20 protein-coding genes are annotated in these 15206 nt (G+C 64.6%); 18 read left to right on the top strand and 2 right to left on the bottom strand.

Going from position 1 to position 15206, the window contains the following annotated elements:
- Positions 1–2: 2 nt before the first annotated feature.
- From ccoP to ccoS, 4 genes are all read left to right on the top strand, one after another.
- Positions 3–884: a cytochrome-c oxidase, cbb3-type subunit III gene (gene ccoP, locus M9955_06005; protein MCO5081199.1), complete on the top strand. Its 882-nt coding sequence runs from the start codon at positions 3–5 to the stop codon at positions 882–884.
- Positions 881–1096, top strand: a complete 216-nt coding sequence (locus M9955_06000; protein ID MCO5081198.1) for a hypothetical protein — start codon at positions 881–883, stop codon at positions 1094–1096. The genes ccoP and M9955_06000 overlap by 4 nt, the downstream gene beginning before the upstream one ends.
- A gap of 12 nt (positions 1097–1108) precedes the next feature.
- Complete coding sequence (locus tag M9955_05995; protein MCO5081197.1) at positions 1109–1894, top strand: DUF2189 domain-containing protein; 786 nt, start codon at positions 1109–1111, stop codon at positions 1892–1894.
- A 65-nt stretch (positions 1895–1959) separates the two neighbouring features.
- Entirely contained in the window at positions 1960–2103 is a 144-nt protein-coding gene (ccoS, locus tag M9955_05990) for a cbb3-type cytochrome oxidase assembly protein CcoS (GenBank protein MCO5081196.1), read from the top strand.
- Positions 2104–2135: 32 nt separating this feature from the next.
- On the opposite strand, the gene M9955_05985 is transcribed toward ccoS, so the two are convergent.
- A complete protein-coding gene (locus M9955_05985) occupies positions 2136–2426 on the bottom strand; it encodes a DUF6522 family protein (protein ID MCO5081195.1) in 291 nt (96 codons plus the stop codon).
- Positions 2427–2749: 323 nt separating this feature from the next.
- Between M9955_05985 and M9955_05980 the strand changes: the two genes are divergently transcribed.
- From M9955_05980 to M9955_05955, 6 genes are all read left to right on the top strand, one after another.
- Positions 2750–4105 carry a hypothetical protein gene (locus tag M9955_05980; GenBank protein ID MCO5081194.1) on the top strand — a complete coding sequence of 452 codons (1356 nt, stop codon included), beginning with the start codon at positions 2750–2752 and terminating at the stop codon, positions 4103–4105.
- Positions 4106–4122: 17 nt separating this feature from the next.
- On the top strand, positions 4123–4653 hold the full coding sequence (locus tag M9955_05975; protein ID MCO5081193.1) for a DUF2249 domain-containing protein: 531 nt from the start codon (positions 4123–4125) through the stop codon (positions 4651–4653).
- Positions 4650–4988 (top strand): metal-sulfur cluster assembly factor, encoded by a 339-nt coding sequence (locus tag M9955_05970; GenBank protein MCO5081192.1) that lies wholly within the window; start codon positions 4650–4652, stop codon positions 4986–4988. Before M9955_05975 ends, M9955_05970 begins: the two co-directional genes overlap by 4 nt.
- Positions 4989–5059: 71 nt before the next feature.
- On the top strand, positions 5060–5491 hold the full coding sequence (locus M9955_05965; GenBank protein ID MCO5081191.1) for a group III truncated hemoglobin: 432 nt from the start codon (positions 5060–5062) through the stop codon (positions 5489–5491).
- 1 nt (position 5492) lies between these two features.
- Entirely contained in the window at positions 5493–5954 is a 462-nt protein-coding gene (locus M9955_05960) for an Rrf2 family transcriptional regulator (GenBank protein MCO5081190.1), read from the top strand.
- Between the two features lie 85 nt (positions 5955–6039).
- Positions 6040–6276 carry a DUF1858 domain-containing protein gene (locus M9955_05955; GenBank protein ID MCO5081189.1) on the top strand — a complete coding sequence of 79 codons (237 nt, stop codon included), beginning with the start codon at positions 6040–6042 and terminating at the stop codon, positions 6274–6276.
- Here M9955_05955 and M9955_05950 read toward each other — a convergent pair.
- Positions 6258–6971 carry a Crp/Fnr family transcriptional regulator gene (locus tag M9955_05950; protein MCO5081188.1) on the bottom strand — a complete coding sequence of 238 codons (714 nt, stop codon included), beginning with the start codon at positions 6969–6971 and terminating at the stop codon, positions 6258–6260. The genes M9955_05955 and M9955_05950 overlap by 19 nt on opposite strands.
- Positions 6972–7180: 209 nt before the next feature.
- Here M9955_05950 and M9955_05945 point away from each other — a divergent pair, with 209 nt between their 5' ends.
- The 8 genes from M9955_05945 to M9955_05910 all read left to right on the top strand — a co-directional run bounded on the left by M9955_05945 (position 7181) and on the right by M9955_05910 (position 15205).
- A complete protein-coding gene (locus tag M9955_05945) occupies positions 7181–7621 on the top strand; it encodes a pseudoazurin (protein MCO5081187.1) in 441 nt (146 codons plus the stop codon).
- 60 nt (positions 7622–7681) lie between these two features.
- Positions 7682–8887, top strand: coding sequence for an NnrS family protein (locus tag M9955_05940; GenBank protein ID MCO5081186.1), 1206 nt, complete (start codon positions 7682–7684; stop codon positions 8885–8887).
- 1 nt (position 8888) lies between these two features.
- A complete protein-coding gene (locus tag M9955_05935; protein ID MCO5081185.1) occupies positions 8889–9086 on the top strand; it encodes a hypothetical protein in 198 nt (65 codons plus the stop codon).
- Between the two features lie 289 nt (positions 9087–9375).
- Positions 9376–10557, top strand: coding sequence for an FAD-binding oxidoreductase (locus M9955_05930; protein ID MCO5081184.1), 1182 nt, complete (start codon positions 9376–9378; stop codon positions 10555–10557).
- Between the two features lie 2 nt (positions 10558–10559).
- Positions 10560–12392 carry a branched-chain amino acid ABC transporter ATP-binding protein/permease gene (locus M9955_05925; protein ID MCO5081183.1) on the top strand — a complete coding sequence of 611 codons (1833 nt, stop codon included), beginning with the start codon at positions 10560–10562 and terminating at the stop codon, positions 12390–12392.
- Between the two features lie 31 nt (positions 12393–12423).
- Positions 12424–13596 (top strand): ABC transporter substrate-binding protein, encoded by a 1173-nt coding sequence (locus M9955_05920; protein MCO5081182.1) that lies wholly within the window; start codon positions 12424–12426, stop codon positions 13594–13596.
- Between the two features lie 19 nt (positions 13597–13615).
- On the top strand, positions 13616–14320 hold the full coding sequence (locus M9955_05915; protein ID MCO5081181.1) for an ABC transporter ATP-binding protein: 705 nt from the start codon (positions 13616–13618) through the stop codon (positions 14318–14320).
- A 3-nt stretch (positions 14321–14323) separates the two neighbouring features.
- Entirely contained in the window at positions 14324–15205 is an 882-nt protein-coding gene (locus tag M9955_05910; GenBank protein ID MCO5081180.1) for a branched-chain amino acid ABC transporter permease, read from the top strand.
- Position 15206 lies beyond the last annotated feature (1 nt).

Raw genomic sequence — 15206 nt, 5'->3', positions numbered from 1 at the left:
CGATGGCAACGGAGAAGCTTGACTCCGTCACGGGCCGGATGACCACCGGGCATGAGTGGAACGGCATTGAAGAGCTGAACACGCCGGTGCCGCGCGTCGTGTTTTTCTTTCTGGCGGCCGCGACCCTGTTCGCCATCGTCTACTGGCTGCTGATGCCCGCCTGGCCGCTGGGATGGACCTACACGAAGGGCTTGCTCGGCATCGACCAGCGCGAGGTCGTGACCCGGCAGGTCGAGGAAGCGACAGCCGAGCGCGGGGCCTCCTGGACGGAGAAGGTGACGACGGCGGACTATGCGGAAGCGCTCGGTGACGAGACTCTGATGCGTCATGTGCGAGAGACCGGCCGCACCCTGTTCGTGGACAATTGCGCTGCCTGCCACGGCGTCAACGCCACTGGTGGCCCGGGATTTCCGGACCTCACCGCGAAGGCATGGCTATGGGGCGGCGAGCCCGGAACCATCGAGGAAACCATCCGCGTCGGCATCAATTCCACCAATGAAGACACGCGCATCTCGCAGATGCTGGCCTTCGGCCGCGACGGCATGCTTTCGCGCGAACAGATCGGCGACGTGGTCGCCTATGTCCGATCGCTTTCAGCAGAGGGCACGCAGACCGGCGACGCTGCGCAGCTTTCGGCGGGAGAAGAGATATTCGCCGCGAATTGCGCATCCTGTCACGGCGACGACGCGAAGGGCATGCACGAGGTCGGCGCGCCGGACCTTACGGACAATCACTGGATCTATGGCGGCGACGTCCAGTCTATCTATTCGACGGTCTATTCCGGTCGGCAGGGCCATATGCCCAATTGGGGCGGGCGTCTGACGCCGGCAGATATCAGGATATTGTCCCTCTATGTTCATTCTCTGGGGGCTGGCGTGCAATGACGTCCCTGCACAACGAAACGACCTCGGGACGCCTCATACCGCGCGGCTGGAAGGGATTGTCGCTGGCGGGCGTGGCGGCGGGCCTTCTCGTTCTCGCTGCCGCGAACGCTCACCTTGTCTACGTCGCGCTCGCGTCGCAACCGGCCTGCGTCCCGCATGTGAAGGATGCCGGCCAGGACGGCGCATACCGCGCGGCTAGGTCTTCGTGTTGAAGGAGAACGGTCATGGGCACGTTCGAACGGACTGAAACCGCCCCCGTTCCGCTCGCCGCGCAGCGTCGACGAAATCTGCCGGCCAGCGCCGCGATCGGCTGGCTGGGCAGCGGCTGGCGCGATCTCTGGAACCGTCCGGGACCAAGCCTCGCCTATGGCGTGGCGGTCTTCGCCGTTTCGCTCGTCATCGTCTGGGGTCTGTTCGCGCTGGGGCTGGACTACATATTGTTTCCGGCGCTGGCCGGTTTCATGGTGGTCGGACCGCTCGTCGCCATCGGCCTCTACCAGAAGAGCCGCGACATCGAGACCGGCAAGCCCGTCAGCCTCGCACGCATGATCTTCGTGCGAGCCGCATCCGGCGCGCAGGTCTGGTTCACGGGGGCGATCCTGTGCCTGCTGATGCTGGTCTGGATGCGCGCCGCGGTCATTATCTATGCGCTGTTCTTCGGTCTACGGCCTTTTCCCGGGCTCGACCATGTGGTGTCCATGCTGCTGACCACGCCGGAAGGCTGGGGGATGCTCGTCGTCGGCACGGCCGTAGGCGGCCTGTTCGCGGCCTTTTCCTTCGCCATCAGCACCTTCGCCGTGCCGATGCTTCTGGACGAGGACACGGACGCCTTCACGGCGATGGGCACCAGCATCTCGCTGGTGTGGAACAACCTTCCCGTGATGCTTGCCTGGGGCGCCATCGTCCTCGCGTTTTTCCTGGTCAGCGCGGTGACCGGACTGCTTGGCCTGATTATCGTCTTTCCGCTTCTCGGCCATGCGACCTGGCATAGCTACAGGGCGATCAGGTGACCTGCCCGGCTCTCGCGATCATAGCGGCGGCCAGACCGTTTCCATCCGACAGTGAAACGGTCTGAATGAGCAGCCTCGTCTTTCTCATCCCTATCGCACTGCTTCTGGGCGGGGCGGCTCTGGTCGCTTTCCTGTGGAGCTTGCGCAGCGGCCAGTACGAGGATCTCGACGGAGCCGCCGAGCGGATATTGTTCGACGACGAGGAGTAGGCTTCGCAGCCACTCCGATGCTCGGGCGCAGCTCAGCAGCGCCCGCCGGGTTCGGGCGCTCCCCGCTTCGTTTCACCAAGGCTGATCAGCTCTTCACTGGTGATGTTGTTGCCGTCATCGACGATTGCGCGCCATGCGGTGCTGCCGCATCGCACGGTGATACGGCGCTTCCCTAGGTCGTCGTCGGCTCCCGCTTCAACCAAGCTGGTCACGAGACCAATCCTCATCCGCCGCTGCAATTCGTGCGGCGTGAGGCAAAGCCTCTTCGAAAGGAATTCGGGATCGACGAAGAGGTCGCCCTTCTCATTGGATTCGAGCCGCATGAATTTCCGGTCCCAGTTTGCGCAGGCGCAACGAAAAGATAGATTGACAATATATCTTTTCGTCCGGAATATCCAGATCGACCTGCAAAGGCAGGAGTTGATGCAATGAGCATCCTGAGAGCAGCGTGGTGGCATTCGGCCCTCGCCGTCATAGGCTTGAATCCAGAGCACGATACGAGGCCGCCGACAGCCATGCCGGGACTCTTCCATACGGCCGCGCGTTTGCCGAAGCGCGCGGAACGCCGGCTGGCGCGCGACGGCGATCTCGCCGCGCCGAGGCAATCTGAAGATCGACGAACTGCATCGATCAGGCGGATGATGTCGTGATCGGCGCCTCACTCTCGCGTTGGACCATGGCTTTCTTTGCCGTGTCGCTGGTCTGCCTCATCCTTGCCGAGACGCTGATGGCTGTCGGATACGGTTTCCCAAGCCACGCCATCGAAGCGCCCGAGACGCTGGTGGTCGTCCATCTGGTGGCGATCGGCTGGCTCAGCCTGTTGATGTGCGGCGCGCTCTTCCAGTTCGTCCCGGTGCTCGTCGCCAAGCCGCTGTGGCGCCCGTTCTTGGCGCTGCCCGTGCTGGCATGCCTGATGGCGGGACTTGGGTTTCTTCTCGCGGGCTTCCTGCAGCTTGCCGGGACACTTGAGAGCGACCTGCCCTTTCTCATCCTCGGCGGTTGCCTCCTGCCGCTCGGCTTCGCGATGGCCATCTGGATTCTGGGAGAGACGCTGTGGCGCGCCCGGCCGCTGCCGCTCCCGGCACGCTTCGTGGCCACCGGTCTCATCTGCCTGCTGGTTCTGGCCTTCCTCGGCTCGCTTTTCGCGCATCTCCTGTCCGGCTGGATACCGGCTGAGAGACTGGCGGCGGAGCGCGGGCGGCTCGTTCCGCTGCATGCGGCGATGGGTATCGGCGGCTGGCTGACCTTCTCGGCGGTGGGCGTCAGCTATCGGCTACTGCCGATGTTCATGCTTGCGCCGGATCACGAGCGCGCCACATCCCGCTGGGTCTGGCTGAGCGGCAGCGCAGCCTTGCTGGCCCTCGGTCTGGGTGTTCTGCTCGAACTGGCGCTCGGAGCATCGACCTCCCTCTCCTTCGGCGTCGCGGGAATTTGCGGGCTCGTCGCGCTGGTTCTCTACGGCACCGATCTTGCTTTCTTCTACCGTCATCGGAAGCGCCGCCAGCTGGAACTGAACATCAAGGCGTCAGGAGGCGCGTTTGCCGCACTTTTCGCCTCGGCGCTGCTTTGCGGCGTCCTTGTCGCCAGCGGCACGCTGGAGCGGCATGTCGGCGCGCTCGTCTACCTCGTCTTCTTCGGCTGGCTGAGCGGCCTCGCACTGTCCCAGCTCTACAAGATCGTTCCCTTCCTGACCTGGCTCGAATGCTACGGTCCGGTCATGGGCCGCAAGCCGACGCCGCGCGTTCAGGATCTCGTCGCGGAGCGCCGCGACGGCCCGTGGTTCATCCTCTATTTCGCCGGGGTTTTCGCCGCGACAGGCGCATTGCTTGCGGAGGAACTCACTTTGTTCCGGCTCGGCTCGGCGGTCGTCTGCATCGCCACGCTGGCTATCGTCGTCGAACTTGTCCTCGCCCGCCGGCTGGCAAACGTCTCGGCCTCGCTGCGACTTCCGGAAGGCACGCGCCTGCCGCGCCTGTTCATGGCCGCTTCGGGCGGTCGCTAGACGCATTGGAGATAATCATGAACCAACCGCCTTACGAACTTGACGTCCGTCCGATCCTGCGCGATGGCGGAGAGCCCTTCAGCGCGATCATGCAGGCGGTGGAGGCGCTTGCACCCGGGCAGAGCCTGCGCTTGCTCGCGACGTTCAAGCCGCTCCCCCTGTTCCAGGTGCTGGGCGCGCGGGGCTTCCAGCCGGCCGCGCGGGAAATCGGCGGTGGCGACTGGGAAGTTCTTTTCATGCCTGTCGACGCGGCGCCGTCTTCAGCGGAGCAGCATCCGGCGGTGCCAGATAGCACGCAGGGTGACTGGCCGCTCCCGTCGATCGAAATCGACTGCCGCGATCTGATGCCGCCGGAGCCGATGGTGAAAACGCTGGAAGCCGTCGAGGCGATCGCTCCCGGCGCGACTCTCGTCGCATTGCTTCCGCGCGAGCCGCGCTTCCTGTTCCCGGAAATCGAGACGCGCGGTTGCCTCTGGCGCGGCGAGCAGCAGCCGGACGGCTCCTACAGGATCGTGATCCGCCGCGGGGAAGGGACGGGCGCGGCATGAGCGGGGACACAAGAAACGAGCTACGCGAAGCGGTGCTGGAATCACTGCGGATGGTGATTGATCCCGAACTCGGGGAAAACCTCGTCGATCTCGGCCTGATCTATCGTGTCGATGTCGATGATCGGGGTGCGGCTCGCATCGAGATGTCGACGACGACGAAGGGTTGCCCGGCCGCTGCCTATCTCAAGGATGCGGTTCATTCGGCGGTATGGATCGTGTCCGGCATCGAACAGGTGGACGTGCTTCTCACCTACGACCCCCCATGGTCGCCGGAAATGATCAGCGGTGCGATCGGTCACAAGTTCGGCGCCGGGAGTGGGGGAATTCGCCGATGAGCAGTGATGCCGTGAACCGCAGGTCGATCATCGTCGATGGCCGTCCCCTGCCGGAGCTTCTGGACGAGGCCATGATCCGTGACGTCGTCCATGGCTTCTATGACGCGATCCGGAACGATGATCTGGTCGGGCCGATCTTCAACCGCGCTATCACGGCTGACGAGTGGCCCCGGCACCTCGCGAAGATGTGCGACTTCTGGTCGGCGACCCTCTTGCGTACCGGACGCTATGATGGCCGTCCGCTGCCGCCGCATCTGGCCATTCCCGAACTTGGAGACGAGCATTTCAGGCGCTGGCTCGCCCTGTTTCGCGCAACTGTCACGCGGCTCTGCCCGCCCGAAGTCGCACGCCTGTTCATGGATCGCGCCATGCGCATCGCCCATTCGTTCCGTCTGGCCGTTGCCTTCAGCCGAGGCAAGGACACATTGCTCGTCGAACCTATCACCGAGCAGGATTTGACGGATCTTGTCGTCCATGAAGGCGGGTCGGAAGAAGGGGCCTGAGATGCGGCTGACGAGTTTCTCGGATTACGCGCTCAGGATGCTGATGTATGCGGCCTCCGCCGGTGAACGGCTGATCACCATCGAGGAGGCCGCACGGACATTCAACGTCTCGAAGACGCATCTCAACAAGGTTGCCAACACCCTGACGCGCGCCGGCTATCTGAAGGCCGTGCGCGGCCGCTCGGGCGGCCTCGCGCTCAATCGGCCCGCCGACACCATCCGCATCGGCGACGTGCTGCGTCTGACCGAACCCGACTTTGCCCTGGTCGAATGCTTTGTCACGGGCAATCAGTGCGTCATCACGCGAAGCTGCAAGCTCTCGCGTCTGCTGGCCGAGGCGATAGCGGCCTTTCAGGAGACGCTCGACCGGCATACGCTGGCCGACATCGTGCTTGCGCCGCCCGATTTCCTTGCTGGTGCAGGGCCTGGCAACGACATTTCCGTCGCGAGACCGGCTGCCTGATCAATGTCGGGCGTTTGTCGGAGCGCAACGAAGATGCGTGTCGTCCCTGCCTATTGTCCCTCCTTCCCTCAGCGGAGGAAGAACCATGGTCAAGCGCTACCACGAAGATATGATGATGGACGACATCATGCGGCAATGGCCGGCGACGATCCGCGTCATTCTGCGCCACCATCTGCTGTGCATCGGCTGTCCGGTTGCGTCGTTCCATACCGTCGAAGATGCGATCCGCGAGCACGAGATCGACGGCGTACAGTTCCGAAGAGAGCTTTTCGCCGAGATCGACCGAAGCAATCGGCAGCCCGGTCACCGCTCCCGCGAATGACCCTCGGCCAGCACCATCAGGCGGTGTGGCGCCACGACCGTCACCTGTTGGCGCCCGCTCCTGACCAGCCCCTTTTCCTCCCAGGCCGTCAGGAGCCGGCTGACGGTATGGAGCGTCGTGCCGGTCATCTCGGCAATATCCTGACGCGATATGGGGAAGTCGATGAGGATGCCCTCATCCGTCTTCCTGCCGGATTGCTTGATCAGTCGCAGCAGGCTGTGGGCGACGCGCTGCTCTACCTGCTCGGTCGCCATCTCCATGACCTGCGTCTGGACGTCGTTGAGGCGCGAACCGACGGTCCTGTAGGTGTTCATGCCGAAGGCCGGGTAAGCGGTGGCGAATTCCGGCCAGAGCCGCCCGGGCCATACGAGCACGACGCAATCAACGACGGCGATCGCGCTGGCGGGATAGGTGGTGCGGCCGAGCGCCTGCGCAATGCCCATCAGCTCTCCCGGCACGATGTAGCGCACGATGACCTGCTGGCCATCAGCCGTCGTCTTCACCACGCGCACCCGGCCGTCGAGCAGGACGAAAAAGGAATGCGCTTCGGCATCCTGCTCGAAAATGGTGGTGTCCTTTTCCACGCGCAGCGATCTTGCGCTTTGGAGGATCTCATCGAGACTACCCGCATCGAGGCCTTCGAATACGGGCAGTCCGGAAATCAGAGAGCGGTCGAGGCGGTGGTTCACGTCCATCGCTCCTTTCAACCATCGGCGCATGACGCGCGGCCGAGTCCAGACATCCCACCTATCTCAGAAGTCGATACGCACAGCAAGGTAAACCGGCCGCGACCTATGGCCTCTCTCTTCCCGGTTTTATTTGCGTTTCTGCAAAGTTGAGATGGAGGCGCCGGCCTAGAAACGGCGCAACGGCAAGCGCTGGAAATGAAAGAAAGGCAAGAACCATGAGACATGTATTCACGATCGCGGCGGCACTTGCAGGGCTGCTGCTGGCGAGCGCGGCGCAGGCTGCGGATCATCAGGTCCAGATGCTCAACAAGGGCGAAAAGGGAGCGATGGTCTTCCAGCCCGACTATGTGGTGGCGGCTCCCGGCGACACGGTTACCTTCGTGCCGACCGACAAATCGCATAATGCGGAGAGCATCAAGGACATGCTTCCGGAAGGCGCTGCGCCCTTCAAGGGAAAGATGAACGAACAGATCACAGTGACCGTCGACAAGGAAGGCGTCTACGGCGTCAAATGCCTGCCGCATTACGGCATGGGCATGGTCGCGCTGGTCGTCGTCGGCAAGCCGGTCAATCTGGAACAGGCAAAGGCCGCCAAGCAGACCGGCAAGGCAAAGAAAGTGTTCGCGGAGCTGTTTGAGCAGGTCCCGACCAACTGACGCACAAATGAGGTTCGGCCGGTCCCGATAAGATCGGCCGTGACTCGTCGAGGAATGCACATGGCGGTGCCGCGCACGCGGCCGGGAAACTATCCGGCCATCCTGTCCTACGGTTTTCGGCCGTTTTTTCTCGCCGGCGCGGCATATTCCGGTCTGGCGATTCTCTTCTGGCTGCCCTTGCTCTATGGGCAACTTGAGACGGCAAGCCTTTTCGTGCCTGTCGACTGGCACATCCACGAGATGCTGTTCGGCTATCTGACGGCGGTCATTACCGGCTTCCTGCTGACGGCAATCCCGAACTGGACCGGCCGGCTGCCGGTGCAGGGCCTGCCGCTGCTTCTTCTGTTCCTGCTGTGGCTGGCCGGACGGATCGCCGTTTTCTTCTCGGCAGAAATAGGCTGGCTTGCCGCACTCCTGATCGACAGCGCCTTTCTCGCCGCCGTTGCGGCTGCGGCGGCGATCGAGATCGTCGCCGGCCGGAACTGGCGCAATCTGAAAGTGCTCCTGCCGCTGGCGGCTCTCTTTTGCGCCAACATCCTGTTTCACGTCGAAGTGCACTTTGCCGGCGTCTCGGAAATCAGCCGGCGCCTCGCGATCGCCGCCGCCATCGTCCTCATCATGATCATCGGCGGCCGGATCATCCCGAGCTTCACCCGAAACTGGCTGGTGCGGGAGAATCCGGGCCGTCTGCCGCAACCCTTCGGACGGGCGGATACCGCGATCATCGCGCTGTCCACCTTGGCGCTCGCGGCATGGACATTGTCGCCCGAGCGATCCGAAACGGGCTTGCTGCTGCTTGCCGCGGGTCTCGCAAACGCCGTCAGGCTTGCGCGCTGGGCGGGATACAGGACGTTTCGCGACCCACTCGTGCTCATCCTGCATGTGGCGTTCCTGTTCGTTCCGCTCGGTTTCCTGCTGGCCGGCGCGGCTGCGATGTTTCCGGACCATGTTTCCGCCGTTGCAGGAATCCACGCGTTCGGAGCCGGCGCCATCGGATCGATGACGCTTGCGGTCATGGCCCGCGCCACGCTCGGCCATACCGGGCGTGACCTCAAGGCGAGCCCACCCGTCTGCGCAATGTTCACGGCGGTGGTCGCCTCCGCGCTTTTGCGCATCCTGGCCGTGTTCTTTCCGGCGTCGACCGTGCTGTTGCACGGCTCATCGCTTCTCTGGCCAGTGGCGTTCCTGGGATACGTGATCCTGTTCGGTGGCATGCTGGCGAGACCCCGTCTGCGCGCCAGACAGTCAAATCAGGTTCCGACCTGACATGGCGCATCCAGCAAAACCGGCCGGTTTCCCGTCGTCGGGCGATCTCGAGCGAATTGCCGCTGAAGCCTACGACCGGTGCCATCCCGACGACAGCTTCGGCGATCTGAAGCGGCGCTCGGCTTTCTCCAAGGAAGATCGCTGCCTGTTGCGGGACTGGCTTTCCTATGCCGAGCGGCAGATTGCCGATCGGCAATAGGCATTTGCGTACAGCGAAAGCGAGATCGAAGACGGGCAGCAGGCGTGAGTTCAGCGTCACGCCTGGTACTGCGACACGCAAACGGCCCATGCGAACCCCCTCATCCCAATCAGGGCTGCCACCATCGAGGTGGCCCTGCGGCTACTTGTCGAACGCATTCTGCGGAACATCGAAGTGTTGATTTCATTTCAGAGGTTTGCTGTCACGTAATTTATGAAGAGATATTGACACCTGGCGGCCGCTGGTCTTAGCTTGCCCTAAAAGCACCAGAATGTTGCGGGGAACGACAATGCGGAATGGGAACGACGTCATCGTCGTTGGAGCCGGGATCGTCGGGTCGAGCGTCGCCTACCACCTGGCGGAGGCGGGTGCGAAGCCGACATTGATAGAGCAGACTCATCCGGCGGGCGGACCGTCCGGAAAGTCGTCCGCATTGCTGCACGCCTTCTATCTGATGCCGGAACTGTCGCAGCTTGCCATACGAGGCCGGGAGATTCTCGTTTCGCTTCCGGAGATCGCGGGCGAAGGCTCCTTCGTGACCCAGATCGGCATGATGTGGGTCTGCGGCAAGGACAGCGAGGCCGACTGGGCCGCCGCCGCCGAGCGTATCCGGGGCGAGGGCGCGCAAATGGAGACTTTGAGCCCGCGGCAATTCGCGGACGCGGCGCCGGGCTTCTCGCTGGATGACGTCGCCCTTGCGATATGGGAGCCGGAATACGGCTATGCCGACGCTTTCGGCGCCACCAACGCCATAGCCAAGGCAGCGCGCAACCGTGGCGCAAAGATCCTCCAGAACACGATCGTATCCCGGCTGGTCCGTAAAGGCGACCGTGTCGCGGGGGTCGAGTTTGCCGACGGCACGCTCATCGAGGCCGATACGGTGATGCTTGCCGCCGGCCCGTGGACGCGAAGTCTGCTCGCCACTGTCGGGCTCGACCTGCCGCTTCACATCGAGCGTCATCCGATGGCGGTGCTGGATGCGCGCGGCAGGGCGCGGCAATATATGCCCTTCGCATGGTGCGACGACATCTCCCGCAACTATGCGCGGCCCGATAATGAAGGCGTGATCCTCGCCGGCACATGGGCCGGCGGCGGCACCGGCGTGCGTCACGACGAGGTGGTGCGGCCGCGCCTCGTGGAAAATCCCGACTCCTACATGGAAGGAGTCGAGGAAGCGGAATCGGTCGAAATCCTCGAAACCTTCCTCGATCGCATCCCGTCGATGGCGGACCTCGGCATCCGGCCGGGTTATGCCGGCCTCTACGACATGAGTCCCGACGATCTTCCCGTGATCGGCGCCATGCCGGGCGTCGAAGGGCTCGTGGTCGCGGCCGGCTCGTCCGGACACGGCTTCAAGACCGGGCCTGCTGTCGGAGAGGCCATCGCCAGGCTGGTCACGCAGGGCGATCAGCCGATCCTTTCGCCGTTCTCGCCGGCCCGGTTCGGGGCGGCCCGGCTTGCAACGGCCTGACGATGGCTGAACGCTCGGGCCTCTCCTTCATGCCCGCGGCATTCCGCAACGCCACAGCAGACGCGCTTTGCATGGCTGCCGTGCTGATCCTGGCGGCGCTGGCGGTCTATCTTTTCGGCAATGCCGCGATGCAGCGCGTCGTCACCTATGCGGCGATCATGCTGACGGCGGTGCTTGGCCTCCAGATCTTTTCCGGCAATACGGGCATTGTCTCCTTCGGCCATGCCGCCTTTGTCGGGCTGGGCGCCTATGCGGTCGGGCTGCTGACCATGCCAGCGGCGCTCCAGCGCACGGCATTGAAGGACCTGCCGCCATTTTTTGCCGGCTACGAACTGCCCTTCTTCGCGGCGCTGGCAGTGGTGCTGGTACTCGCGCTTCTGATCGGCCTCGCCACGGGCACGCCCCTGCTTAGGCTTTCGGGATCGAGCATGGCCATCGCGACACTCGCCATGCTCATCATCATCTATACGGTGCTGGTCGCCAGCCGCAGCATCACGCGTGGCAGCCAGCCTTTCTACGGCGTGCCGCGCGAGGTCGGGCTGTGGACCGCGATCGCCGTCGCGTCGCTGGCGCTGGGTGCGGCGCGGCTGTTTCGCGAGACGTCGTTCGGCCTCGCGTCGCGTGCCGCCTCCGACGACGAGCGCGGCGCGGCAGCGGTCGGCGTCGATCACCGCACCGCGCGCCTTGCCGCCTGGGTGCTGGGCGCGGTGGCGACCATGGCGGCGGGCGCTATGATGGCGCAGTTCCTCGGCGCCTTTTCGCCGAAGGACTTCTATTTCGATCTCGGCTTCACCATGCTCGCCATGCTGATCGTCGGCGGCATGAATTCCTCGCTCGGCGCCTTTGCCGGCGTCGCCGTGACGATCGCGATCATCGAGGTCGTCCGCCGCTTCGAGGGAGGCGGCGAATTCTTAGGTCTGCAACTGCCCGTGCTCTTCGGCCTGACGCAGGGCGTGCTCGCCGTCGCGATGATCCTCGTCATCTGGCGTCGCCCTACCGGTCTCTTCGGCGATCGTGAGCTCAATCTGCTGCGCCGCCGGGACAGCGAGCCTTCCGCCGCGCTTTCCGAACCACCCACGCAGAAGGATGCAGGCCGTATCGCGACCGAGGACCTGTCGCGCCGCTATGCGGGCGTTGTCGCGGTCGACGGGGTGACGCTGGCCTTCGATCCCGACACCATCACCGGTATCATCGGGCCGAACGGCGCCGGCAAGACGACGCTGCTCAACATGATCGCCGGCGATGTGAAACCGACGTCCGGCGCGGTGTCGATCGGCATGCCCGTGCAAAGACCGTCGGCCTTTGCCTTCGCACGCGCAGGCATCGCCCGCACCTTCCAGAACATCCGCGTCTTTCCACGCATGACCGTGATGGAGAACGTGGTGGTCGCCGCGCGGCAGGTCCAGGCCAGCCTTGCGGATGCTGAAGCGGCGGCCATGCGCGAATTGCAGCGCATGGGTCTTGAGAGGTTTGCCGCCCGTCCTGCCGCGAGCCTCGCCTACGGCCAGCGCCGCCGCCTCGAAGTGGCGCGCGCTCTGGCGCTCAGACCTCGTTATCTGTTGCTGGACGAGCCGGCCGCCGGAATGAACGCTGTCGAGACGGCTGAACTGGTCGCGATCCTGTCCGCCGTCCGATCCGAGCGGCGGATCGGAGTCATCCTCATCGAGCACGACATGCGCCTGGTGATGAATCTCTGCGAGCGCGTCGTCGTCATCGATCGCGGCCGGGTCATCGCCGATGGCACGCCGGCCGAGGTGCAGAGCAATCCCGACGTCATCGCAGCCTATCTGGGCAGCCGCACCGCGCGCGCCAGAACCGAAGCCGTGAACCAATAACAGCCAAGACCGATCCAGAAGGAGAACCGACATGCCGAGCAGATACCGTCTTCACAGTCTGGCGCTCGCCGCCGCCGTCTTCGCCACAGCGACCGCCGCGTCGAATGGCGTCTTCGCCGAGGAGATCATCATCGGCGCCGCCACCGCACAGACCGGCGGCCTCGCGCCCTACGACCAGCCGGCTCTGGCCGGTTTCCGCATGGCGATCGATGAACTGAACGCCAAGGGCGGCCTCGGCGGCAAGTACAAGGTCAACCTGATCATCAAGGACACCCGCTCGGACACGGCGCAGACCGCGACCGTGGCGCAGGAACTGATCGACGCCGGCGCCAAAATCATGATCACACCGTGCGACGCCGATCCCTCGATCTCGGCGGGCCAACTCACGCAGCCGCTCGGCATCCCCACGCTGACGCTGTGCGGCTCGGCTCCGGTGCTGACCCAGGCTGTCGGCGACGTAATGTTCGGCACCTATCCCGCCGACAACGTGCAGGCGACCGCGGTGGCAGACTTCGCCATCTCCGAGGGCAAGAAGACCGTCTATCTGCTGACGTCGCCCGACGCGACCTACACCGCCAACCTGCCCGAATATTTCGGCAAGGTGTTCGAAAAGAAGGGCGGCAAGGTGGTCGGCCGCGGCACCTTCACCATGGGTCAGCCCGACTTCTCCGCCGAGGTCACCAACATCAAGGGTCTGGCGGAAAAGTCTGATCTCATCATGACGGCGGCGTATGAGCCGGACTTCCCCGCCTTCATCCAGCAACTGCGCGCCGCCGGCGTGGACATTCCGGTCTATGGCGCGGACGCCATCGGCACGCCCACCATCAAGGCGCTGGGCAGTCTCGTCGACGGCGTGGTCTACACGGCCGCCGGCTATGCCGAGCCGGGCTCGAAGCTCGAGGCCTTCGACGCGGCCTTCGAGAAATATGCCGGCCACAAGCCGGAATCGACCTACGAGGTCAACGGCTACGAGATCGGCCTGATCCTCGATGCCGCGGTGACGACGGCGGGCTCGGACGATCCCAAGGCCATTCGCGACGCCATCGCCAACCTCAAGGATTTCGACGGCATCACGGGCAAGATCACCTATGCCGGCACCGACCGTATGCCGCTGCGTCCCGTCGCGCTGATGCGTTATGAGGGCGGCGAGCAGAAGCACATCGAGACGCTCGTTCCGGCGGCCGAAGACGTTCCGGCCCCGTGATCCGGCATCGAGCAAACTGATGCTGAGCGTCGAGGCCCTTCGGATACGCTATGGCGAGGTCGAGGCGGTACGCCGCGTCGACCTTGCCGTCGGCCGTGGCGAGATCATAGCCCTCGTCGGTGCCAACGGTGCCGGCAAGAGTTCGACGCTCGGCGCCATCGCCGGCTTGGTGCCGGCGGCGGGCGGCAAGGTGGTTCTCGACGGCGCCGACGTCACCGGACGCGCGCCCGAGGCGATCGCCCGTCTCGGCGTCGCCCTGGTGCCTGAAGGACGGCGCATCTTTTCCAGCCTGACCGTGGCCGAGAATTTGCGGCTGGGCGGGGCCGTCCATCTGACGGCGGCGGACGCCAGAACCCGGGAAGAGGAGATGCTCGACCTCTTCCCGATCCTGCGCCGCTATCACCAGATCAAGGGCGGCAATCTTTCGGGCGGAGAGCAGCAGATGCTCGCCATAGCGCGCGCCCTGATGTCGAAGCCGAAGCTGATCCTGCTCGACGAGCCGTCGCTCGGCTTGGCGCCGCAGATCATCGACACGGTCTTCGACCTGATATCCGAGCTGCGCCGCAACGGGCTGACCGTGCTGTTGGTCGAGCAGAACGTCGCGCTGGCGCTGGAGATCGCCGACCGGGCGACGGTGCTCGCCAATGGCGAGGTCGCGCTTTCCGGCACGGCGAAGGAACTGGCGAGTTCCGACCTGGTGCGCCGGGCATATCTGGGGGCCTAGCAAATGATTGCGCAGCAGATCATCAACGCGGTCAGCCTCGGCGGCGTCTATGCGCTTCTGGCGCTCGGACTGGCGATCGTCTTCTCCATCGTCGGGCTGATCAACTTTGCGCATGGCGAGTTGATGACCGTGTCGGGCTACGCCCTGCTCGCCGCCATCTTCTTTGGATTTCCGTTCCCCGCCGCTGTGTTGGTCGCGGTGACCTGCGGCGCGCTTGCGGCGGTCGCCATGGAGCGCGTGGCCTTTCGGCCGATGCGCGGGGCGAGCGTCACCAGCCTGCTGCTGACCAGTTTCGCCGTCTCCAGCCTGCTCAAGGTCGTCTTCCAGAACGGTGTGTCGGCGCGGCCGCAGGCCGTCGCCATGCCGGGCTGGATGACCGGTGCTTTCTCGCTCGGCGACTTCACCATCGGCATCGGCCCGTCCATCTCCATAGCGGTGTCGGTTCTGGCGCTGGTGGCGCTGGAAATCTTCCTGCGCCGCACCGTCACCGGTACGGCGATGCGCGCGGCGGCCGAGGATTTCGACGTCGTGCGCCTGATGGGCATCCCGGCGAGCCGCATCATTGCCACGGCCTTTCTTCTGTCCGGCCTGCTGGCGGGGCTGGCGGCGATGCTGTGGGTGGCGCAGCGCGCCTCCGTCGATCCGCTGATGGGTTTCACGCCGGTGCTGAAAGCCTTCATCGCCGCGGTGGTCGGCGGGCTCGGCAGTCTGCCGGGCGCGGTGGCGGGGGGCTTCCTGCTGGGCATCGTCGAGGTGCTTCTGCAGGCCACGTTGCCGGCAGCGGCGGCACCCTATCGCGACGCCATCGTTCTGTCCGGGGTGATTGCGGTGCTGCTGATACGGCCGCAGGGGCTCATACCGGCGGTACGCGTCCAGAGAAGCTGAT

This window comes from Rhizobiaceae bacterium (genome assembly GCA_023953845.1).
In the GTDB taxonomy this organism is placed as follows: Bacteria; Pseudomonadota; Alphaproteobacteria; order Rhizobiales; family Rhizobiaceae; genus Arvimicrobium.
This window is presented reverse-complemented; position numbering and strand designations above follow the sequence as displayed.